The following is a 22,299-nucleotide window of genomic DNA, read 5'->3' on the forward strand; positions in this document are numbered from 1 at the left end:
CTCTATACCAGAGGTTGAATGTGGCCAGATTAGGCCAGATTAGTCCACATTATCACTATTACTGAAAAAAACTCCTACTGGTTTTTGTATACTTCATTTCTCTGTATTAAGTCTTGTATGGTCAATTTTAAAACCCACTCTAATGCATCTGCAGTATCTTCAGCACCTAAGTCAAATCGTTGCCGAAGTGTGACCCAAGTCAGTGAGCTGTGAAGATGAGCAATAATTGCTGCCGCCTGTTTTGCTGCTTCTGCAGGCAAAAAAGGGGCATTTTTCTTAACCATATCTAAGTATTTCTGATCGCGTTTGCGCCTGCTCTGGGGTTGAATGTTGTTGGTTGCCAATACCATAGTAAAAGCCTGTAGAATAGTAGAGCTTCTCTCGAATACTTCTCCTGTCTTTTTGATAACTTCAGATAACTCATCAAATGCGAAGGATTTCAAAGAAAAATCCTGTTCCAAAACTTCAGTCGCAAATTCATAAAGGCCATTCAAAAGCGATTCTCGTGTTGGGAAATGACGATAGACTGTACCATAAGAAATTCCGGCACGTTCTGCCACATCTTTTATACTGAAGGTTAATATATATCCTTCGCTAATTAACTCGGCAACTGCATGCATAATTTTTTCCCGAGTAATCTTTAACTGCTGTGAGCGCAAAGGACTATTGTAAGAGCGCCGGATTGAGTTATCTTCAATCATATGTATGACCCCTCCTCAATTCAATAGTGATGTCCTCTATTTAATTATCTCATACTATTATTAAATACAAAAGGATAATTTCTTCCTAAACAAAAATCCCCTCAGACATTCATCCAAGGGAACATGAATTAACCATTAAATGGAGAGAAAATACCAGAAGTACATGCATCAGGAACATCTGTAATATTGAACCTCATACTTTAATTTCACACAAAAAAATAAGGGTATTAGCACTTAACATCAAAACGAATTTTAGTGCTAATACCTTCTATTTCTTAATCCCCGCTTCCCCATAATTCCGGAGGGTTCATTTCATAGATCCCATTGTCCCGATACATATAGTGGTTGATAATGAACTCGCGCCGAATGGTGGCGTAATCAGGATGAAAGGTTTTGATATGCTCATTAATCTCTTTTTCCGAATACTTTCGTCCAACCACGAATCCCTCTAACATCTTTTCCAAAACAAATCTTTTTTTCTTTCGTTGAACAGGAATCTGTTTCAATATACCATCTGGTGTGAAAAAATTCCTGAGAACGGCCTCTCGTTCCTTTTCTTGCTTAGTATCCAAAATTTCCGACCCCCATTCTTCTCCGCTGAGTGTATTTTTGACCGATTGAAAAATGACATTTACCGTGGCCTGAGCATCGCGTTGTAATGTCAACTCCTCTAAATAAAAATAAATCGTATTCTTCTCCCGTCTCGTTTTCACAAGGCCTGCATTACGAAGTCTTGCCATATGGTAAGTAATCGTTGGGGGAGTTAATCCGAGATGCTCTGCAAGGTACTGACCATGCTGAGGCCCTTTCGCCAAAATAGCCAGAATGCGGATACGTGTAGGATCAGCTAGTGCCTTATGAAAACTAACAATTCGATTTAATTGCAATCGTTCCCCTCCTCTAATTAGTCCTTGGGAATATGCTATACATAGGGTTAGTCGTGAAAAAAGTAAATAATCTAGTTTCACAAATATCTAATTAGAGTATAGTCTAATTAGATTTGTTGTCAAGTCTCAGTAAAATAAATATTGTGAACTACTTAAATCCGCATTGCGCTCATTTTATTTAGTGCTAATTTTGTACTTCTTCAAAAATACAAAGTTACATATAAGTGAAATGATAAACATTAAAACAAATATATATCCGATTGGTATTAGTGCGAATGGCTCAACCAATGTCCCATCCGGCAAAACTTTTGCACCTATAGCTTCTCCTTCTTTACTTTTGAGCTATCCATAATACAAGAAACCAATAAAAAAGAGGGCATTATCTCTTAAACTACTAAGAAATAATACCCTCGCTTTATTTTTACTTAATCTCTCAAGTCCTTGGTATATAAGGCCTTTCGAGCTATATAAGCACTAATTATTTTTCCCTTGGGTTGTTAACTTTGGCCTGCGCCGCAGCCAGACGAGCTAATGGTACACGGAACGGGGAACATGAAACATAATCAAGGCCCAATAGGTGGCAGAACTCAATGGAAGACGGTTCGCCGCCATGTTCACCGCAGATTCCAAGCTCAATGCCCGGATTTGCTTCACGCCCAAGCTGAACAGCCATTTTCATGAGCTTCCCTACACCGCTGCGATCGATTACGGCAAAGGGATTCTGCGCTAAAATCTTCTGATCAAGATAGGCGGGAAGGAATTTTCCTTCGGCATCATCACGCGAGAACCCTAATGTCGTTTGCGTAAGGTCATTCGTACCGAAGGAGAAGAAGTCGGCAACCTTTCCGATTTCGTCTGCCGTCAAAGCAGCCCGAGGTACTTCGATCATTGTTCCTACTTTATAGGCAAAGGTAACGCCTTGCTCTTTTATCACTGCTTCCGCCGTCTCTTCGGTTAGCTTGCGCAGCGATTCTAATTCTTTGACATGAATCACCAGCGGAATCATGACTTCCGGATGGATTTCATAGCCTTCCTTAACCAGTCGAGCCGAAGCTTGGAAAATAGCCCGAGCTTGCATCGCATAAATTTCAGGGTATGTGACGCCTAAACGGCAGCCGCGATGTCCGAGCATCGGATTCAGTTCTTCAAGCGCACGAACCTTTCTTAAAAGAGCTTCCTTCTCATGGAGTTCTTTCGGATCTGCGCCTGTCAATTTAAGTTTGGTTACTTCAACAACTAGGTCTTCAAGATCGGGAAGGAATTCATGGAGCGGCGGATCAAGCAAACGGATAATAACAGGCAAACCAGCCATCGCTTTGAGAATACCGTAGAAATCTTCCTCCTGCATCGGCAGTAGCTTCGCCAGAGCAGCTTCCCGCTCCTCGAGCGATTGTGAGAGAATCATTTCTTGGACAATCGGAATCCGCGCGGGGTCCATAAACATATGTTCCGTACGGCATAGTCCAATCCCTTGAGCACCGAAATCCCGCGCTTTTTGCGCATCCTTCGGATTATCGGCGTTAGCTAAGACGCGAAGGCTACGAATTTCATCCGCCCAAACGAGCAATTGTTTAAATTCATCACTGAGTTCCGGATCAATCATCGGGACAGCACCCTTGATGACTCGTCCTGTAGCACCGTCAATAGAAAGAACGGTTCCCTCTGGATAAGCTACGCCATCAATCGTAACCGTATGCTCAGTATAGTCAATCTTGAGGGCTTCACAACCACAGACCGCAGGTTTTCCCATATGACGGGCAACCACAGCTGCATGGCTTGTCATTCCTCCGCGGCTGGTCAGAATTCCTTGAGAAGCAAGAATACCATGAATATCATCAGGCGTTGTTTCCGTACGCAATAAGATGACTTTTTCACCGTTATGACCCAGACGCTCTGCCTCGTTCGCATCAAAGACGATCTTTCCGGAGGCGGCTCCGGGCGAGGCCGGTAAGCCTTTGGCAAGAACCTCGAGCTTCGCGGTGGTATCCATACGACGATGCAAAAGTTGGTCGAGTTGACCGGGTTCAATCCGTACAACGGCTTCCTCTTTGGAAATTACCCCTTCACGGCAAAGCTCAACGGCCACACGAATCGCAGCCGGAGCCGTACGCTTACCGTTACGTGTTTGCAGGAAGTACAAACGACCCTTTTCAATCGTAAATTCGATATCCTGCATATCTCTGTAATGACCTTCTAAGCGTGAAGAAATCTCGACGAACTGGTCATAAATTGCTTTATTTTCTTGTTCAAGGGACTTAATCGGCTGCGGGGTACGAATTCCGGCAACGACGTCTTCACCTTGAGCATTCATTAAATATTCACCGTAGAGCGCTTTTTCTCCGGTGGATGGGCTCCGTGTAAAGGCAACCCCGGTACCGGAATCATTGCCCATGTTCCCGAAAACCATGGACTGGACATTAACTGCTGTTCCGATATCATCGGGGATGCCGTTGATTTTCCGGTAAACAATAGCACGATCATTATTCCAAGAACGGAAGACTGCAAGAACAGCCTGTTCTAACTGCTTCATCGGCTCTTGAGGAAAAGGATTTCCGGTTTCTTTTTGAATCAATTTTTTATACGCTTCGACAACCCATTTTAAGCTGTCGGTTGAAAGCTCGGAATCATAAGTTACCCCTTGTTTGGACTTTGCTTCATCCAAAATCGTCTCAAAGTAATGATGCTCAATTTCGAGCACTACATTTCCGAACATTTGGATAAAACGGCGGTAGCTGTCATAGGCAAAACGGTCATTTTGGGTGGACTCAGCCAAACCTTGAACGGTTTGGTCGTTCAAGCCCAAATTAAGAATGGTATCCATCATTCCCGGCATTGAAAATTTTGCTCCGGAACGAACCGAAACAAGCAGCGGATTCTTTTGATCCCCAAAGGTCTTCCCTGTAGCTTCTTCGATATTTTTTAAGGCGGGAGCAATTTGTTCCCAAAGTCCTGCGGGGAATTGACCCCCTGTCGTGTAATATTCATTGCAGGCTTCCGTCGTAATTGTAAATCCCGGAGGAACAGGTAGACCAATATTGGTCATTTCCGCTAAATTTGCGCCTTTCCCCCCCAATAAATCACGCATTGAGGCTTTCCCTTCACGGAATAAGTAAACATATTTCTTAAACATGTCGCTCCCCCTTATACAAAATTTCTAATATGATGGCAGCTGTTTCTTCAACAGCTTTTCCTGTGGCATCGATAATCGGACATCCTATTTTACGCATAATTCCGCGGGCATAATCCAATTCTTCCATGATGCGTTCCAAACTGGCATAATCAGCGGATGCTCCTAAGCCTAAAGTTTTCAAACGGGCTGTTCGAATCTCATTTAAGGAGTCGGGTCTTAAGGTTAAGCCGATGACTTTCTTGGGCGAGACCTCAAACAATTCCTGGGGTGGCGCAACCTCAGGGACGAGTGGTATATTGGCGGCCTTCATTCCCTTATGGGCTAAGTACATGCTCAACGGAGTTTTTGAGGTACGGGACACACCGATAAGAACAACATCTGCAAATAGCACACCCCGAGGATCTTTACCGTCATCGTATTTAACAGCAAACTCGACCGCTTCAACTTTGCGGAAATAGCTTTCATCCAAACGATGTGTAATATTAGGAATATTGCTGGGTTCTAAGCCTGTTTCCTCGGAGAGCAGCTTCATAAGCGGACCTAGAATATCCACTGTTCTCAGATTTTTTTCCTTAGCCTTCTCCTCAAGGTAATTGCGTAAATTAATCATAACCAAAGTATAGGCTAAAATCGCCTGATCTTGAACTGCTTCTTCTATAATATCGTCGATATGAGACTCATCACGCACATGAGGGACCAACCGAATCCGCGTCCGGACTCCGCTGAACTGCGCTGCCGAGGCTCTGCTCACAAATTCCGCTGTTTCTCCCAAAGCATCCGAGATAACATAAATCACTGGCATTTCTTTTGTCACTCGTGCACCTCCACACTATTGGCCCAATGTTCCTATTTGGACTAAAATCTTCGTCACATTTGTTTTGGTAAAACGTCCGACAACTTCGTATCGCTCATCCCCATGCTCATCGATAAATACGTCTACTACGGGTAAAGTATCCACTTGGTGCTGAACTATCTTCTTCGAAGCCTCCAGCACAGGTTCATCGGACGTTGTCATTATGATATTGGGCATTCGTGTCATGATTACACCCACCGGCACTTGCTGAAGGTCTGTTTTTCCTAAGGCCGCTTTTAACAAGTCTTTACGGGAGATCATACCCAAAAGCGCTTGATCTTCTGAGACCACAATAAGGCTTCCGACATTCTGAGTAAACATGGTGACAATCGCATCATAGCTGCTCATATCCGCTCGAATCGCGGCCGGTATAGACTTAAAATCCCCTACACGCAGCTGACGTAATTTTACTAATACAGCGGAAGGTTCACGCTTATCCCGATAAAAGTAGCCGACCCTTGGACGAGCCTCCAAAACTCCTGCCATCGTTAGGATCGTTAAATCGGGTCGCAAGGTGGCTCGCGTCAAGTCCAACTTTGCTGCGATTTGTTCGCCCGTAATCGGACTCGAATCCTTTACTATTTCGACAATGCGCACTTGACGTTCCGACAATTCCAACCCGCTTCACCTCATTCTTTATACTTTACTTCAATTCCTTGTTTCATTCGAAGGTGTGGTTACAAATATATGCTGAGCTTCAGTATAAATGTGACATACTAATAAAAGATCAACACATAATTATTCCACACTATTTCAATATTTCCTGCAATACTTTGTTCAATATAAAAATATTTTTATGCGCAGTACAAACCTTTTATTCCGGTTATGATCTTTATTTTTATCTTAAATTATACTGTGATATAACCCCAGAGGCGGGGATATCATCACTATTATTAACTACTATCTTTAACCTTATGCAAATTATACTTTACATACGGCATATTATACTATATAATTTGTAATTGAAGGGGGTAAGGGTTTGAAGAATCTTAAAATGAAATCAGCAAGGGCGATGTTGGATATTTCCCAAGAGCAGTTGGCAGAAGCAGTCGGTGTGACCCGACAGACGATCGGAATGATTGAAGCCGGTAAATTTAACCCATCATTAAAATTATGTATTGCGATATGTAAAACATTGAATAAAACACTGAATGATATTTTTTGGGAGGATGATGAATATGAAGGATGAACGAATTGAACAAGCCAAAAATAAAATTGGGCGTGAACTGGCCGTTATTATTTTATATTGCGCTGCCCTATCTTTTTGTATAAAAGTATTGGTATTTCACATGGAACTCAGGGATTGTATCACAGAATATCTGATCTTGATCCTTTCCCCACTGTATCAATTAATAAGAATGCACATGATGAAAGTCAGTATTTATAGTAAGCAGGGCAATAAACAATCGCTAAAAAATCTGCTTAAAGTAATCATTGTCCTTGGGATGACTTCCGCATTATTAATCATTAACTCCGCTAAGGAATCGGCAGCGTATGACTGGCAAAAGTCTACAATATCCATCACTGTGTTTTTCGTACTATTTGCAGTCGTTTATGGAGTGGCCAATAAGTTTAATCAGCACCGAGGTCATCTCTACGAAAAAGAATTTGATGACGATAACGAAAATTGAGGGTAAAGAAACGGGGCTGTCGCAAAACAGTCCCGTTTTCATGCGCCCATAATTATGGACTATTCCAAAAGACCCGAAACTACACGACCATAGGTTTTGCGACAGCCCCATTTTCACTAAGCCAACGCACTTAAATCTCCCAGGCAGCCAAGCATTTCCACACATTCACTTAAGAGCGCCAGGCGGGCTTGTTTAAGTTTTTCATCTTCAACCATGATCATGACCGCTTCGAAAAGTTTTTCAATGAACGGGACAAGTTCCGAAGCAATCTGATAAGCCTGATCGTAATCCCCCATCATTACAAGATTGTCGAAGCGTTCTTTGCGAAGTGTTATCGCTTCGGCAAGCGCAATTTCAGCCGGATCCACTAAATCCTTGGTCTTCAAGGCTTGAGTTTCAGCCTTTTTGCTCAGGTTCAAGCAGCGAATAAAGGCTTGAACATACGGCGTAAATTCCGGAGTCTCCCGTTTTTCGGTAAGCGCCGAAACCCTTTTGGCGGTACGGGTCATGCTGTCACCGGCATTTGCCAGAACGGCATCGATCGCATCATAACGGAAGCCTTGTTCTTGGAGAACATAGCGTAAGCGCTGCAGGAAGAAATCTTGAAGCGCGGGGAGGATATCGGCTAAGGGTTCAAGTTTAACCCCTTGACGGTTAAAGCTTTCATAGGAAGCCGCAAAAAGCTTCTCCAAGGAAATATTCCAGTCTGCGTCAAGGAGAATTCCTACAACCCCTTGGGCTTGACGACGCAAGGCATACGGGTCTTGGGAGCCTGTCGGCTGCAGTCCAATGCCAAACGATCCGACAATCGCATCGAGTTTGTCAGCGATACTGACCACCTGACCGGTTAATGATTGGGGAAGTGCATCTCCGGCAAAGCGAGGCTGATAATGCTCTAAAATTCCGGTCGCAACCTCTTCAGGTTCACCGCTTAAGGTTGCATACTCTGCACCCATGATCCCTTGAAGCTCAGGGAAATCATAAACCATTTGAGTGACAAGATCGGCCTTCGCTAAAAGAGCTGTCCGATCGATCTGTGATTTTTTCTCTTCATTTTGATTCAGTTGTTCGGCAATGGTCTGTGCAAGTCCGCGAATCCGTTCAACACGCTGACCGACTGTTCCCAGCTTATCATGGTAGACAATTCTATCGAGTTTGCCGACCAAATCAGCCAAAGGCTGCTTCTGATCCTCGCGATAGTAGAAAGCCGCATCTTCCAAACGCGCTTTCAATACCTTTTCATTCCCTGCTTGAACCTTATCTAACGCATGCGTTCCGCCATTGCGAACGGTGATAAAATAGGGCAGCAGTTTGCCGTCTTGACTGCGAACAGGGAAATAACGCTGGTGATCCTTCATCGGGGTTGTAATCACAGCCTCAGGCAGTTTCATATATTTATCGGCTACTCTGCCCATCAACGCGGTGGGATACTCTACGATATGCATTACTTCTTCGAGAAGCTCAGCGTCTTCATCGACTGTTCCGCCTGCCCCTTGAGCCAACTTTTGAATTTGATCCCAGATCACTTTTTCCCGTTCCTCCGGATCAACCATGACATAGACTTGGCGTAAATCTTCAACATAATTTGCCGGTTCCTTCAATTCAAGATCATGACCCAATGTCCGATGTCCCCGTGTTACTCGGCCGGAGGATAAACCGACGAATTCAAAAGGAATCACTTCTGTGCCAAAGAGCGCAACAATCCAACGTATCGGACGCGCAAACCGGAAATCGAGATCAGCCCAGCGCATCGGTTTGGGAAAATGCAATCCGTTAATAAGGTCTAAACAAAATTGAGCCAAGAGTTCTGCGGCCGGTTTTCCTGCTTCAAATTTGCGCGCATAAACATAGGGAACCCCATTCAAATCTTGAACAAAAAGGTCTTTGGGATCTACGCCCTGTCCACGGGCAAATCCTTGAGCCGCTTTGGTTGGACTACCTTGTGCATCATAAGCCGCTTTTACCGCAGGTCCTTTCACTTCAGCCGATAAGTCGGTTTGTTTTTCGGCTAAACCGTTAATCAAAACCGCCATCCGGCGTGGCGTTGTATAGACCTTCAGCTCCGAGAAATCTAAGCGCAGTTCTTGGAGTTGTTTGCGGGCTTTCTCGTTAAGCTGCTGCAGCACCCCGGGTGCAAATTTAGCGGGGAGTTCTTCAGTTCCTATTTCTAACAAAAAATCCTTTGCCATCTTACTTTACCTCCTTGCCGGATTGATTTTTAAGAAGCGGAAAGCCCAGTTTTTCGCGCTGTTCAACATAGGCTTGAGCACAAAGCTTCGCTAAATTACGCACCCTGGCAATATACGTTGTCCGTTCGGTAACGCTGATCGCCCCCCGCGCTTCAAGGAGGTTAAACGTATGAGAGCATTTAAGGACATAATCATAGGCCGGTAAAACTAAGCCTTTTTCCACGACGCGGATCGCCTCTTTTTCATACATATTAAACCAGGTTTGCAGTGATTCAACATCAGCGACTTCAAAATTGTAATGCGAATAGTCGATTTCATTCTGTAAAAAAATATCCCCATAGGTTACATCGCCGACATACTCGATATCAAAGACGCTTTCTTTATTCTGAATATAAGTGGCCAGTCTTTCCAAGCCATAGGTGATTTCGGCTGAAACCGGTTTGCAGTCAATTCCCCCGCATTGTTGAAAATACGTGAACTGAGTGACTTCCATACCGTCAAGCCAGACTTCCCAGCCCAGTCCCCAAGCACCCAGCGTCGGGGACTCCCAGTTGTCTTCCACAAAACGAATATCGTGTTCCCTGACATCAATGCCAAGACGTTCCAGACTTTGGAGATAAAGCTCCTGAACATTGTCCGGCGAGGGTTTTAAAATAACTTGGTATTGAAAATAATGCTGCAAACGGTTGGGATTCTCACCATAGCGGCCATCGGTCGGACGTCGGGAAGGCTCAACATAAGCAACCTTCCACGGCTCCGGGCCGAGCGCTTTTAAAAATGTGTTCGGGTTAAAGGTTCCCGCTCCTTTTTCCATGTCATAAGGCTGAGCTAAAACGCAGCCTTGTTCTCCCCAAAATCGGTTCAGGGTCAAGATCATATCTTGAAATTTCATGAAGTTAACCTCCTTATTAATACAAATAACTCCCACCCCCGTAGCCTAAAGCTACAGGGACGAGAGTTTTTCCCGCGGTTCCACCCTGTTTGATCCTCAGACGTGAGAATCCCCTTCGTTGAAAGTGCTCCGAGCTGCCCCAATTCGCTAAACCCGCCCAGCTTTCACCTTTCCTGGACTCTCTTAAGGGGATCGTCGAATTTTTTACTCATCTTAGCACTGAAAAGTCAATTTGAATCTATTATATTCCGGTAATTTTCCTATGTCAAATATCCCGACTCAGGTAACTCAAAGATGGGGAAAATAGGGAGGCCAGCTAAATGTAGATTTGTGTTATAATGATATTCATGTACTTTTAAGCTGTTATAAACTATGTACTTTAGGAGGCCGTATCTTTAATGAAACTTTCTTTCAAACAATTAATTGCCCTCGGTTTTATGTTATTTGCCCTATTTTTAGGCGCCGGGAATATTATTTTTCCTCCCTATCTTGGACAGCAAGCCGGAACTAATGCCTGGAAAGCCGTACTTGGTTTTCTAACAACAGGTGTCGGACTCCCGCTGTTAGGTATTACAGCTATTGCTCTCACCGGTGATTTTCATATTCTGGCCAACAGAGTAGGTCCTCGGTTTGCCAAGATCTTCCCGATTGTCGTTTATCTTACGATTGGACCATTCTTTGCTACCCCCCGTACCGGTACCGTTACTTACGAAGTAGGGGTAAGTCCTTTTTTAAGTGAGCAGCTTCGCACCAGTCCTATCCCCTTATTGATATTTACGATACTCTTTTTCTTGTTAACAGGATGGCTCTCGATGACTCCTTCCAAACTCGTCGATCGCATCGGAAAAATTATCACGCCTGTGCTTTTAATCGTGTTAGTTATATTAGTAGCGAAAGGCTTTATCACGCCGATGGGCACACCTTGGCAGCCGATAGCCCCCTTCGATACCCAAGCCTTTTCCACCGGATTTATCCAAGGATATTTAACGATGGATACGCTTGCCGCCCTTGTTTTTGGAATTGTCGTCATTTCCGGCATTAAGGAGATGGGCATAACTGACCCGGCTGATATAACCCGTTCATGTATCTCTGCCGGAGTTATCGCCGCCGCCGGTCTTGCTTTTGTCTATATCTCTCTATCCTTCATCGGCGCAACAAGCCCTGATACAATTGGTTTAAAAGATAATGGTGCAGCACTCTTATCAGCCGCCGCTCAACATTTATATGGACCCTTTGGGTCAATCATTCTTGCCATGACCATCTTTCTTGCCTGTATTACCACATCTGTGGGCTTGGTTTCAGCCTGTTCCAAATATTTCTCAAATTTGATCCCTAAACTTTCTTATCAATCCCTTGTGGTTGTTTTTTCCTTATTTAGCATGGTTGTCGCCAATGTCGGGTTAACACAACTCATCCAACTCTCCTTGCCGGTATTAACAATGATTTATCCCATAGCCATCGTCCTGATTCTCTTATCGTTTATCAACAAGTGGTTTGGTGGATCATCAAGCGTGTACGTTTATGCTCTAACGGCAACAGGTTTTGTCAGTTTCTTTGACGGTCTCAAGGCCGCAAATATTCATATCGCGTCTGTCGAATCCTTGCTTGGCTACCTACCGTTGCAAGCTCATGGCATCGGTTGGTTTGTTCCTGCCATTGTTGGTGCTTTTATCGGCTATTTATTCCGCAGCAAGGAAGAAAAAACTGAGGAAAAAGGGGCTATCGTATAGTACTCTCAATCTCTCAATTCATAAAATATATATGTTTTAGGAGTTCCGTACGAATTGCCTACGTGCCTTTCTTTTATTGTATAGGTCATCTTATCTATTTGTGATTTTGTGTATTCACCACTTGGTATTTCAAGATAATATCCTGTATTGCTTGGATATCCAAACAAATAGGCAATTGCTTTATTGTCTTTGACCAATAGAATGTTAATAATTCCTTCACTTATTCCTTCTTTTAATTTAGAGTATTTAAAACCAATCTGTTTTTCCATTTCATCAATTGATTGATAAGGCTCAAAGACATACATCTTATCATAATTAAGGGTGATCAAGTCTTTTAAATTACCATTTTCGCTTCTTCCGGAGGTAATATTTTCGGATAAAATCATTTCAAGATTTCTAGTGTTTTTGCTTATCAAAGAATAATATTCTGAAATTCGGACAGCCATTACAAAAACCGCGATAATAGCTATCGTTAATCCAATCCACTTAGCAATCTTCTTCATTTTTAACCTAACCTTTTTACAAAATTATTGCTTCGCATTATAAGAATATTGTGCAATAAGCACTCTTACATTACTAATAATCCATAAACAATATAACCAATCAATATAGTTCCAATTATTGTATTATTGCCTGTGTCTTGCTCCGCCTTTAGCCTCTTTAACAAAAAGATGAAATTAACGAAAAATGCCATCGATGCAAGAAGAACTGAAATAAATAAAAACACTTCTCCCACAACCTTTCAAATCCCTTTCGCTCTAAAATTCATTGGGTTATAGCACGCGACATACTACAATTGTGTCATAAAATATAGTAGCTAGTTTCAATCTCGTTTGCTAAATGAAGAAATCAAAATATATCCAAAAATGGCACCACACAAGGAAATTACCGATTCATCGGTAATCATCACTTCTATAAATGGGTTAAACGTTGTAAAGTATTCAATTTTTCCAATCGGAGTAAACGCAATCAAAATTAGATTAAGGTTAAGAAGCAGCGTTGGGACACCTATCGCCAATAGCTTAATCCAATCCATTGACCATTTCCCTATTTTTCGGAATTCCCGAATTAACCCCGGTAAAGCGAGTATGATACCCACTAAAATGGGAAAAAGGGCCGAATAAAAATAGTACTGAGCGGGTGAACTATAAGTTTTACCCGTTTGTATCCTTAAATTAATCTCATACCTAAATCCCAGATACAGAAATATTAAGACTAAAATTGTAAAAAGTAAGTATAGAGAAAATCGTTTTCCTTTACTCACTCCTGCTCCCCCTTTTCTAATGAATTCTCATTCCATTTTGCTTCGCATTATCCTAATTAAAGCATTACAATTAGCATTTTCCCTATCCCACATTATAACATATATAGTTGATAATTCCTTTGCAATTAAATTTGAAAAGTTAGAAATGGCAGCATAATAAAACAAGCCCACCCAATAGGTAGGCTTGTTTCGTTGCACTTAAATTGTGCCGTGATATTTTGTTATGATTAACCTAATTTTACTGATTCAACTGGGCCTTCAATTGCTCCTTATTCATCGAACACTCCAGCCGTTTGACTTCTTGTCCCTTATCTAATACGACAACCGAAGGGGCTGCTTCAATCCCATACTTTTGGGCAAGCGTTTTTTTAGTTGCCATATCGACTTTGACGATCTTAAACTGTTCATTCAGTTCCTGGTTTATTCCTTCTAATAATGTACCGAATTCCAGGCTTTCATTATTTAAGGCATTCAGGAACGATAGCAGTACCTGCTTATCACTTTGCAGCACGCTTTCATTGAAAGCATTTAGTTCCTCAATGTAGCGCTCGGCGGCAACAGCTGCCGTTGCCCCGTCCCCCGCGGCTGAAACAACTTGCCGTAAATATTTAATCCGGTTATCCCCGACAGCATATACGCCTTCAAGGTTCGTCCCCATCATATCATTGACGGGAATATAACCTCTTTTGTCCATCTCGATGCCGCTTTCTTTGAGGAAATGGGTCGCGGGAATCATGCCGACAAAGAAGAAAACACCCTGACAGGCAAGTTCACTTGAACCTCCTGTTTTTAAGTTCTTAACCCTGACCCCTTCAACATTATCTTCTCCAAGGACCTCCTCAACGGTCGAGTTCCAGATAAACTCCATCTTCTCGTTTTGGAAAGCCCTTTCAGCACTGACTTTATTGCAATCGAGTACCCCTTCATCGTGGAGCACAATGACGGTAACTTTGCGGGCAAACTTGGTGATGTACATACCTTCCTCGATGGCTTGGTCACCGCTGCCGATAACGACAACATCTTCCCCTTCAAAGAATTCGGCATCACAGGTTGCACAATAGGCAACACCGCTGCCTTGGAGCCTTTTCTCCCCGGGAATATTCAGAAGTCTGGGTTCACTGCCGCAGGCAATAATCACTGCCTTAGCGGCATAAACCTGTTTCTTTTTGGTTTTGATTATTTTCTGCTCTTGGGAAAAATCAGTACTTACGACTTCACCGCGTACAAATTCTACGCCAAAAGATTCCGCATGCTTTTTAAAATCAAGCATAAGATCAGAACCGCTGATTTTCCCATAACCCGGATAATTTACAATTTCCCGAGTCGTATTCACTAAGCCGCCAACCGTGCCTTTATTGATGACCAGGGTTTTCAGTTTCGCCCTGCCGCCATAAATGGCAGCGGTAAGTCCGGCCGGACCGCCGCCAATGATGATTAAATCGTAGGTATCTGTCACGTTTTCCATCACTACACCATCTTCTCTTTGATTATTTGCTCCAATTAAGCTTCAAGGACTTCTGCAATCTTATCCATTACTTGTTCATCTTCAACCGCACCGGCCATTTTCCCCTGATATTCTCCTTCCTTAAAGAAAAGAATCTGAGGAACGCCTTTCAGTGAAAATCTTTGGAATAATGATTTATCTTCCTCAACATCAACATAATAAAAACCAAACTTGCCGTTATATTGCGGCTGCAGATCTTCCAAAATAGGGATTACTCCTTGGCAAACATGACAAGTTTTCCTTGAGAAAATCACTAAGCAAGGCTCACCGTCATCATAGATCTTTTCTTCAAAAAGAGATGCATTTAATTGTTGTAACGCCATCTTACTTCACTCCCTGTAATTGCTTGTTTTTGTTTAGCATGTGCCCATTTGAGATAATGCACACCAGAACTATTACCTATGAAAATAATAATACCACAGAAAAATGAATTCCACTATCAGTCTCGCTACAACTCGGTATATATTTTGTCTATGGTACCCATCAATTATTTTTAGTTTAGCAATTGAAAAAGGAAAGTACCACTGACTACCGTATTGGTAGTGAGCGATACTTCCTTTCTGTAGCCGTAACCACCCTGAGGTTTTAAGGCACCGCGATATCAAGCGAAATTACGCGTGGATTTCTGATTCCCCTTTTGGGGAGAATTCCTCATCGGGGATAATCACCGTTTTAACATCATAGGGATACTCATCATATTCTTCCACAGCTTGATCTTCAACAGAACTTATTTTGAGCTCGTATTTTTTAATGGCTGCCGTTGCTGCCCCGAGAAGGCCAAGCATTCTCAAGGTCGGACGCCTCCAAATCGTATAGGCTAAAGCAATGCCAAGAGGTGCGGACATGCTCAGCACTGTCTTATCCTCATGATTAAGATTAAGCTGGGTTCTGCCTAAACATTTCATCTGCTCCTTAGCGCTGTTGAGAAACCGTCTTCCTATCCTATCCGCCCCTTGCAGCTGTTCTTTCTCAACTTGAGCTAAAGCTTTAACGAGATCCCCTTGAGCTGCTTCCAAGGCTAACTGGGCACGTTCATAGTTCACACCCATACGTTCACGCAAAATATCAATTTTCTCCAGTTCTGTCCACAGTATTTCGCTCATCAACCTTACCACCCTTCGCGCACTGATTTTGTTCCACGTTTGCCAAGCGGTTTCCCATACTCCAAGACTTGAGCCGTTGATTAAAGGTCTGTTCACAAAGAAATTGAAGGCTGGTTATTATCTCTCTTTTCATGCCTTCATTCCAGCGCAAGCGGTCCAATTTTGTCACATCAGCTGTTAAGAGTTGTCTCATAAAGGCTAGACTTCCGGCTTGAAGCCATCGTCCGGGTCTTGCGTTCTCGCCTAAGCATTCACTGCAGACCGCTCCGCCCTCTTCAGGGACGAAATAAATCCGTACCCCATGAATGGGCTTTCCGCAGATGGCACATTCCGACAGCTTGGGACGATAACCTAAATACGTAAGCAAACGTAAAGCATAAGCACTTTGCAAAAGTGCAGGGTCAAGTTGTTCCAAAAGAAAAAAGCCGGATAATGTTAACGTAAACAATTCAGGATAAGGCTGACCTTGAACCGTCCCGATATCGAGAAGTTCGGCCATAGCCGAAGCCGCTAAGCTCATCTCCAAATTGCCCCATATGTGCGAAAAGCTCTCTTTCGGGCTGGCTTGATTCACCGTATCCAGTGTTCTCCCGTGATAAAGCAAAAAATCGGCATAGGTAAAAAGTTGTGCACCGGCCCTCTGTTTGCTCTTTGGCTTACGAACTCCTTTAGCGACAGCGTGAAGTTTACCCTTTTCACGTGAAAAAAGCGTCAGCAAGCGGTCTGATTCCCCATATTCCCGACTTCGGATCACCAACGCATCGGCTTGGTAAACACTCAACGCTTACACCCCATTATTGTTCGTCATTCACTGGCGAAGTATACTTTAAAGAGGCTATTTGTTATCCATTCAGACTAGGCGTTCGCCGACCAAGCCACGACTTAAACAAGAATCATGGGATGGGTGCCTGCCAAAAATCGCCATCCTTGGCTCTATTGGCAGCGGCGAACGTCCTATTCGCCGCCCTTCTGAAGCTCCTGTTCTTTGTTTAAGTTAAGCTTGCTATGCGACTCACTTAAAAGCCTTCATTCCTAACAAATAGCTCTTTTATATATTTTATCTGCAGCACGTGTTAGCTATTCTTTTATAAGTTCGATACCTGCACTCGCACCGATTCGGTCCGCACCGGCCTCCACGAGCTGTAAGGCAAATTCGCGTGTCCGAATTCCGCCTGAAGCCTTGACCTTAACCCCTTCGCCTACCCAAGCTTTCAGATTGCGGACATCCTCAACGGTCGCTCCGCCGCCCGCAAAACCGGTCGAAGTTTTAATATACTCAGCACCTGAGCGTTTTACGATTTCTGCGGCTTGGCGTTTTTCTTCTTCTGTAAGAAGTGAGGTTTCAATAATCACCTTGACGACTAACCCGCAGCAATGCGCGGCTTCAACAACGCGTCCGATATCTTTTTCAACCGCTTCCCATTGGCCGGATTTTGCCCAGCCGATATTCATGACCATATCAATTTCACGAGCTCCATAGGCTTTCGCCGCAAAAACTTCCGCTACTTTTATCTCCGTCAAGACTGCCCCTAAAGGAAAGCCGACCACTACAGCCACGCCAATGCCTGTGCCATGAAGAAGCTTTGAGGCGATGCGCGCATAGGAGCCGTTGACGCAAACTGTGGCAAATTGATACTGTTTCGCTTCATGGCAAAGCTTGACTATGTCCTTCTCTGTCGCATCAGGCTTGAGTAAAGTATGATCAATCATTCCGGCAAGATTCATTTCAACAACCCTTCTTTCTTCAATTTTCCGTTGAAACTCAATCACGATCCGAGTAGCCCAGCTCTCGTAAATTCACTGCACGGTTGCGCCAGTCCTTTTTCACCTTCACCCAAAGTTCGAGATAAACTTTACTTCCCATCAGGGTTTCGATATCGTGCCGTGCCAGACTGCCGATCTCTTTAAGAAGTTTCCCACCCTGACCGATAATAATTCCTTTTTGTGAATCACGTTCAACAATAATATTTGCCCGAACTTTGACCAGCGTCGCTTTTTCCTCAACCGTTTCAACAACGACGGCAATGGAATGCGGCACTTCATCCCGGGTGAGCTGTAAAACTTTTTCCCTGATCAACTCTGCCATAATGAAGCGTTCAGGCTGATCGGTCACTTCATCTTCCGGATAGTACATTGGGCCAACAGGTAATTGTTTAAAAATAACATTGAGCAATTCCTCTTTGTTCTCCCCGGTCTTTGCCGAAAGCGGAACAATCGCTAAAAAATCCGCAAGTTTTGAATACTGTTGGATCAATTTGAGGATTTGCTCTTTTTTAAGAAGATCGATTTTGTTTAAAACAAGAATACACGGTGTTTTTACTTGCTTCAGCGTATTAATAATATATTCCTCACCGCCGCCAAATTCTGCCGCACCATCGACGATGTATAATACAAGATCAACTTCGCGCAAGGCGTTCATAGCGCTGTCCACCATGAATTCTCCCAGTTTATGTTTCGGTTTATGAATACCGGGCGTATCTAAAAAAATGATCTGTCCCCGTTCTTCGGTAAAAATACACTGGATTTTATTACGCGTCGTTTGAGGCTTATCAGACATAATCAGAACCTTCTGCCCTAAAAGCTGATTGAGAAGGGTCGATTTTCCCGCATTGGGACGCCCGATCACCGCGACAAATCCGGAACGGAATCCCGTGGATGGGTTCGATAATTTCAAAATGTTACACATCCTTATTTAGAGTCTATTCACTCAATGCATTTACCGGACTATAGAAACTCCGGTCCAAACGAATCAGGAAGCAGCGTTTTTAAACGGGTCAACCGTGTTTTTCCCTGTCCATTGACCAGAATAACTAAGCAATCCTCCGCAAATTCTCGAAGCACCTGGCGACACGCTCCACAAGGAGAGGGAAAATGTTCCGCCGGAACCGCTATCGCTACAGCCTTCAATCTTCGTTCGCCTTGGGACACCGCTTGAAAAATAGAGTTTCGTTCCGCGCATACCGTTAACCCGTAGCTTGCATTCTCGACATTACACCCCGCAAAAATCTTGCCTGAAGACCATAACGTTGCCGCACCGACCGGGTAATGCGAATATGGAGCATATGCTTTTATGTAAGCATCCTTAGCTTGTCGTATGAGTTCTTGCTGTTGTTCAGCCGTAATTTCCATCAATCTTGTCCCCTCAATTAAATAATGCTTATTTAATCCCTTCCATTAACACCGGCCCAAAAATCAGAATGCCGATAACCACGGATTGAATAGCGGTCACTAAAACGGCACCCGCAGCAACATCTTTCGCCAATCCGGCAAGGGGATGAAAAGTCGGCTCAGCCAGATCAACCACAACTTCAATTGCCGTGTTGAAAATCTCAGCCGCAATCACACTGCCAATCGTCAGAATAAGCAGAACCACTTCCGGTCGGCTGAGATGACACCACCAAGCCATGAACAAAACAATGCTTGCGCTGAATATATGAAACCGAAGGTGCTTCTGCGTTCTTAGGGAATAAAGAATTCCCCGATTCGCCTCGCCGAGACTCTTCCGGAAGGAACGGGTTTTCAGATCTTTTCCCATGAATGGCCATCCCTACTCTCTAAAGAGTCCAATTTTGTTCATCACCGTTTCTTCCTGATGGCGCATCTCTGCTTTGTCTTCTTCGGTTTCATGATCATAGCCCATCAAATGCAAAGTCCCGTGAACAGCAAGATAAACCAATTCCCGTTCCAGAGAATGCCCATAATCATTAGCCTGCAATCTTGCCCTCTCCACAGAGATAATGATATCTCCAAGGATCACTTCTTCAAAATCAAGAATTTCCGGTTCATCCTCAACCTCATCCCGAAGCGCAAAGGAAAGAACATCTGTCGGACGGTCAACACCGCGGTAGTCTCGATTCAATTCATGAATACGCTGATCATCGACCAGCGTAAGACTCACTTCAGCTTCCCCAGGTCCCTCGGCAACACGAATGGCTTCCGCAATGCCCTGCTCAAAATATTTCTTAATCCGTTCCCGTTCATGTTCAGGAATCGTCTGTTCTTCCCAATTGATATCCAGTAACACATTCCTGGGAGTCGCCCCTAAGGCAACTCCTCCCTCCCTTCGTGTCTGCTGCAATTATTATCCTAACGAGCTTTTTAAGGTTCCGGCTCAGATTATGCTTGAGGTTCTTTCGCTTCTTTTTCCTTTTCCGCTTCTTTTGCTTCTTTTGCTTCCTTCCCAGCCTTCACTTCATCAGCCTTCGGGGAAGTTTCTTCAACCTTCTCCGCATCTTCCGCCGCATCAGCAATGACAGGAACTGCATTTTTTATTTTAGTGGGAAATTCCGGATATTCAACACGGGAATGGAATATTCCGGTCAAAACACGAAGAAAAGCATCTGCGATCTTATCTAAATCACGAAACGTTAAATCACTTTGATTCAGTTGATCATTGTTAAGCTTGTCCTTAATAATTTTGCGAACCAACCCTTCAATTCGTCCCGGGGTGGCTTGCTTCATTGAGCGCACAGCTGCCTCAACACTATCGGCAAGCATAACAAGTGCTGTTTCTTTAGTCTGAGGTCGCGGTCCTTCATAATGAAACGTTTCTTCCGGGGTCTCAGGGTTATCTTCAACCGCCTTATGATAGAAGAAGCTGACGATGCTGTCCCCATGGTGCTGGGCAATAATATCTTGAATCGCCTGCGGAAGTTTTTCCTCTTTCGCCATTTCCAAGCCATCTTTGATATGGGAAGTAATGATAAGCGCGCTTAATGTAGGCGCAATTTTATCATGAGGATTATCCTGAGCAAACTGATTTTCGATAAAGAAATAGGGGCGTTTGAGCTTGCCGATATCATGATACATCGCTCCTACCCGAACCAAAACGGCATCGGCTTCAACCTCTTCGGCCGCCGCTTCCGCAAGATTGCCGACAAGGACACTGTGATGATAGGTCCCCGGTGCCTCTACCAATAACCGTTTCAGGAGAGGGCGATTGGGGTTGGAAAGCTCTAACAAACGAATAGCGGAGGTAATATGAAACGCCGCTTCAAACCAATGCAGCGTCCCGACCGTAAGAACAGAAGAGCTCAGACCATTCACAATCCCGAGCAAAACACCGACAAGCCAGGCGGTAAATCCCATTCCGGAAGTCAAAGCAATTGCACTGACCGATATCACGTTAATCACTGAAATAGATAAACTGGCACGGGCTAAATCAGAACGCTGACTTAAACGCGAGACACTGAAAACGCCGACAACCCCGCTAAATAAGGAAATAATCGCAATCTGTAAACCATAGGATGTCGCTACGATGGGGTCTGCTAAAATACCGACGAAAACTGCTATAATCATCGAACTTAACAAGGCCGTTTCAGGATCGATCAAAATTGCAATCGTCATCGTTGCCCAAGCCGTAGGAATAAGAATCCCTGCAAGAGCATTAAATTGAGAACCTCCCAGATTTAAGGCTAAAATTCCTTTCCCGATCACTAAAACAAGGGTTATACTTAAGCCCATTAAAAGCATTTTAGGAAGCAATTGGGGAGTATGCCGCCGATACTGACGCGCATATAAAATCATGGTGAACATGCTGATTAACACAACTAAAGCTATTCCGGTAACCGTACGCCAAGGCGAAAGCGTTTTTACTAATCCATATGCCGTTAAAACCCGCATCACACTCTCGTCGACAATCTCGCCGGGCCCGACGATTTTTTGACCCGCTTTATAACTATGAACTTCAAGCTTCACGGAAGCACGGGCCGATTGGCGCAACTGTTCAGTCGCATGTTCGTCTACGATTAACGTTGGCTGCGTAATTCGGGTATCCACAAAAGCCTGTAAAAAGATCTTAAAATCACCGGTCAAGGCTGCCTTGTCAATATCTTGTTTCATGCTGTCACGAAGTGTTGTAACTTCATTAGAATTATGCGCCCCGGTATCGCTTCCCCGCGCATCCCCGATAATAATTTGGGTGGCGATCTTTTCTTTTTCATCAAGAAGCTGGGGGGATGCCCCAATCAGATTTTTCAAAACTCCGTCTGTTAAGCCCCCAAAGGGTAAGGTTTGGCGAAGCCTGGCAATGATCGTCGAAGCATCATCAGAACTATTAACCGCTTCATTAAGGGCGACAAAGGCTTTGCTTAAATCCTTAGCAACACCGGAAAGATAATCTTCATCAGGTGTATATACGGGCTTAACCGCTTGAGCAGCCGCATCCTGATCACTCTTATATTTTTCATAATCCTCAATATCTTTCGTCCAAGGAGCAGTAATCAACTGAGGAGACGGATCCCCCAAATGAATATTCAAACGCGAGGTAAAAAGCCCCGAAGAAAGTAAAACCGTAAATAGCAGAAAATACACCACAACAGCAATAAGAGGCTGCCCAGTGGTGTCTTTCTTCAAATTGGCCAGTGCTTCTAAAAGCCCGAGCTTTTTTTTCTTCAAGTACATCCTTCTTTCCCAA

At 43.8% G+C, this 22,299-nt stretch carries 23 protein-coding genes; 3 read left to right on the forward strand and 20 right to left on the reverse strand.

Features of this window, described 5'->3' with window-relative positions; all coding sequences use genetic code 11:
- Positions 1-74: 74 nt before the first annotated feature.
- From VB077_RS12920 to VB077_RS12945, 6 genes are all read right to left on the reverse strand, one after another.
- Positions 75-701, reverse strand: a complete 627-nt coding sequence (locus tag VB077_RS12920; RefSeq protein WP_323415659.1) for a TetR/AcrR family transcriptional regulator — start codon at positions 699-701, stop codon at positions 75-77.
- Between the two features lie 275 nt (positions 702-976).
- Positions 977-1,588 carry a metalloregulator ArsR/SmtB family transcription factor gene (locus VB077_RS12925; RefSeq protein WP_323415660.1) on the reverse strand — a complete coding sequence of 204 codons (612 nt, stop codon included), beginning with the start codon at positions 1,586-1,588 and terminating at the stop codon, positions 977-979.
- Between the two features lie 174 nt (positions 1,589-1,762).
- Entirely contained in the window at positions 1,763-1,906 is a 144-nt protein-coding gene (locus tag VB077_RS12930; protein ID WP_323415689.1) for a DUF3955 domain-containing protein, read from the reverse strand.
- A gap of 160 nt (positions 1,907-2,066) precedes the next feature.
- Positions 2,067-4,718 carry a pyruvate, phosphate dikinase gene (gene ppdK / locus VB077_RS12935; RefSeq protein ID WP_323415661.1) on the reverse strand — a complete coding sequence of 884 codons (2,652 nt, stop codon included), beginning with the start codon at positions 4,716-4,718 and terminating at the stop codon, positions 2,067-2,069.
- Positions 4,711-5,532 (reverse strand): pyruvate, water dikinase regulatory protein, encoded by an 822-nt coding sequence (locus tag VB077_RS12940; RefSeq protein ID WP_323415662.1) that lies wholly within the window; start codon positions 5,530-5,532, stop codon positions 4,711-4,713. The genes ppdK and VB077_RS12940 overlap by 8 nt, the downstream gene beginning before the upstream one ends.
- 15 nt (positions 5,533-5,547) lie before the next feature.
- Positions 5,548-6,189, reverse strand: coding sequence for a helix-turn-helix transcriptional regulator (locus VB077_RS12945; protein ID WP_323415663.1), 642 nt, complete (start codon positions 6,187-6,189; stop codon positions 5,548-5,550).
- Positions 6,190-6,550: 361 nt separating this feature from the next.
- On the opposite strand from VB077_RS12945, the gene VB077_RS12950 reads away from it, so the two are divergent.
- Both VB077_RS12950 and VB077_RS12955 read left to right on the forward strand, forming a co-directional pair.
- Positions 6,551-6,760: a helix-turn-helix transcriptional regulator gene (locus tag VB077_RS12950; RefSeq protein ID WP_323415664.1), complete on the forward strand. Its 210-nt coding sequence runs from the start codon at positions 6,551-6,553 to the stop codon at positions 6,758-6,760.
- Positions 6,750-7,202 carry a DUF6773 family protein gene (locus tag VB077_RS12955; RefSeq protein ID WP_323415665.1) on the forward strand — a complete coding sequence of 151 codons (453 nt, stop codon included), beginning with the start codon at positions 6,750-6,752 and terminating at the stop codon, positions 7,200-7,202. The genes VB077_RS12950 and VB077_RS12955 overlap by 11 nt, the downstream gene beginning before the upstream one ends.
- Before the next feature lie 116 nt (positions 7,203-7,318).
- Here the strand turns inward: VB077_RS12955 and glyS are convergent, their stop codons facing one another.
- Both glyS and glyQ read right to left on the reverse strand, forming a co-directional pair.
- On the reverse strand, positions 7,319-9,391 hold the full coding sequence (gene glyS / locus VB077_RS12960; RefSeq protein WP_323415666.1) for a glycine--tRNA ligase subunit beta: 2,073 nt from the start codon (positions 9,389-9,391) through the stop codon (positions 7,319-7,321).
- 1 nt (position 9,392) lies between these two features.
- The gene (gene glyQ / locus VB077_RS12965; protein ID WP_323415667.1) at positions 9,393-10,283 is read right to left on the reverse strand and encodes a glycine--tRNA ligase subunit alpha; all 891 of its coding nucleotides are present in this window, start codon (positions 10,281-10,283) and stop codon (positions 9,393-9,395) included.
- 398 nt (positions 10,284-10,681) lie between these two features.
- Between glyQ and brnQ the strand changes: the two genes are divergently transcribed.
- A complete protein-coding gene (gene brnQ, locus VB077_RS12970; protein ID WP_323415668.1) occupies positions 10,682-12,013 on the forward strand; it encodes a branched-chain amino acid transport system II carrier protein in 1,332 nt (443 codons plus the stop codon).
- Between the two features lie 5 nt (positions 12,014-12,018).
- Here the strand turns inward: brnQ and VB077_RS12975 are convergent, their stop codons facing one another.
- From VB077_RS12975 to VB077_RS13030, 12 genes are all read right to left on the reverse strand, one after another.
- Positions 12,019-12,516 (reverse strand): hypothetical protein, encoded by a 498-nt coding sequence (locus tag VB077_RS12975; RefSeq protein ID WP_323415669.1) that lies wholly within the window; start codon positions 12,514-12,516, stop codon positions 12,019-12,021.
- Positions 12,517-12,836: 320 nt separating this feature from the next.
- Complete coding sequence (locus VB077_RS12980; protein WP_323415670.1) at positions 12,837-13,277, reverse strand: hypothetical protein; 441 nt, start codon at positions 13,275-13,277, stop codon at positions 12,837-12,839.
- 238 nt (positions 13,278-13,515) lie between these two features.
- Positions 13,516-14,742: a thioredoxin-disulfide reductase gene (trxB, locus tag VB077_RS12985; protein WP_323415671.1), complete on the reverse strand. Its 1,227-nt coding sequence runs from the start codon at positions 14,740-14,742 to the stop codon at positions 13,516-13,518.
- 35 nt (positions 14,743-14,777) lie between these two features.
- Entirely contained in the window at positions 14,778-15,104 is a 327-nt protein-coding gene (locus tag VB077_RS12990; protein ID WP_323415672.1) for a thioredoxin family protein, read from the reverse strand.
- 288 nt (positions 15,105-15,392) lie between these two features.
- Positions 15,393-15,884 carry a DUF4342 domain-containing protein gene (locus VB077_RS12995; RefSeq protein WP_323415673.1) on the reverse strand — a complete coding sequence of 164 codons (492 nt, stop codon included), beginning with the start codon at positions 15,882-15,884 and terminating at the stop codon, positions 15,393-15,395.
- Complete coding sequence (gene recO / locus VB077_RS13000) at positions 15,847-16,665, reverse strand: DNA repair protein RecO (RefSeq protein ID WP_323415674.1); 819 nt, start codon at positions 16,663-16,665, stop codon at positions 15,847-15,849. The genes VB077_RS12995 and recO overlap by 38 nt, the downstream gene beginning before the upstream one ends.
- Positions 16,666-16,961: 296 nt before the next feature.
- Positions 16,962-17,609: a deoxyribose-phosphate aldolase gene (deoC, locus tag VB077_RS13005; RefSeq protein ID WP_323415690.1), complete on the reverse strand. Its 648-nt coding sequence runs from the start codon at positions 17,607-17,609 to the stop codon at positions 16,962-16,964.
- A gap of 37 nt (positions 17,610-17,646) precedes the next feature.
- Positions 17,647-18,558 carry a GTPase Era gene (gene era / locus VB077_RS13010; protein WP_323415675.1) on the reverse strand — a complete coding sequence of 304 codons (912 nt, stop codon included), beginning with the start codon at positions 18,556-18,558 and terminating at the stop codon, positions 17,647-17,649.
- 50 nt (positions 18,559-18,608) lie between these two features.
- Positions 18,609-19,013, reverse strand: coding sequence for a cytidine deaminase (locus VB077_RS13015; RefSeq protein WP_323415676.1), 405 nt, complete (start codon positions 19,011-19,013; stop codon positions 18,609-18,611).
- 28 nt (positions 19,014-19,041) lie between these two features.
- Positions 19,042-19,419 carry a diacylglycerol kinase family protein gene (locus tag VB077_RS13020; protein ID WP_323415677.1) on the reverse strand — a complete coding sequence of 126 codons (378 nt, stop codon included), beginning with the start codon at positions 19,417-19,419 and terminating at the stop codon, positions 19,042-19,044.
- Positions 19,420-19,431: 12 nt separating this feature from the next.
- Complete coding sequence (gene ybeY, locus VB077_RS13025; RefSeq protein WP_323415678.1) at positions 19,432-19,908, reverse strand: rRNA maturation RNase YbeY; 477 nt, start codon at positions 19,906-19,908, stop codon at positions 19,432-19,434.
- 92 nt (positions 19,909-20,000) lie between these two features.
- Positions 20,001-22,286 carry an HD family phosphohydrolase gene (locus VB077_RS13030; protein WP_416337063.1) on the reverse strand — a complete coding sequence of 762 codons (2,286 nt, stop codon included), beginning with the start codon at positions 22,284-22,286 and terminating at the stop codon, positions 20,001-20,003.
- Positions 22,287-22,299: the final 13 nt, after the last annotated feature.

It is taken from the genome of Desulfitobacterium sp. (genome assembly GCF_034927245.1).
Lineage (GTDB): Bacteria > Bacillota > Desulfitobacteriia > Desulfitobacteriales > Desulfitobacteriaceae > Desulfitobacterium_A.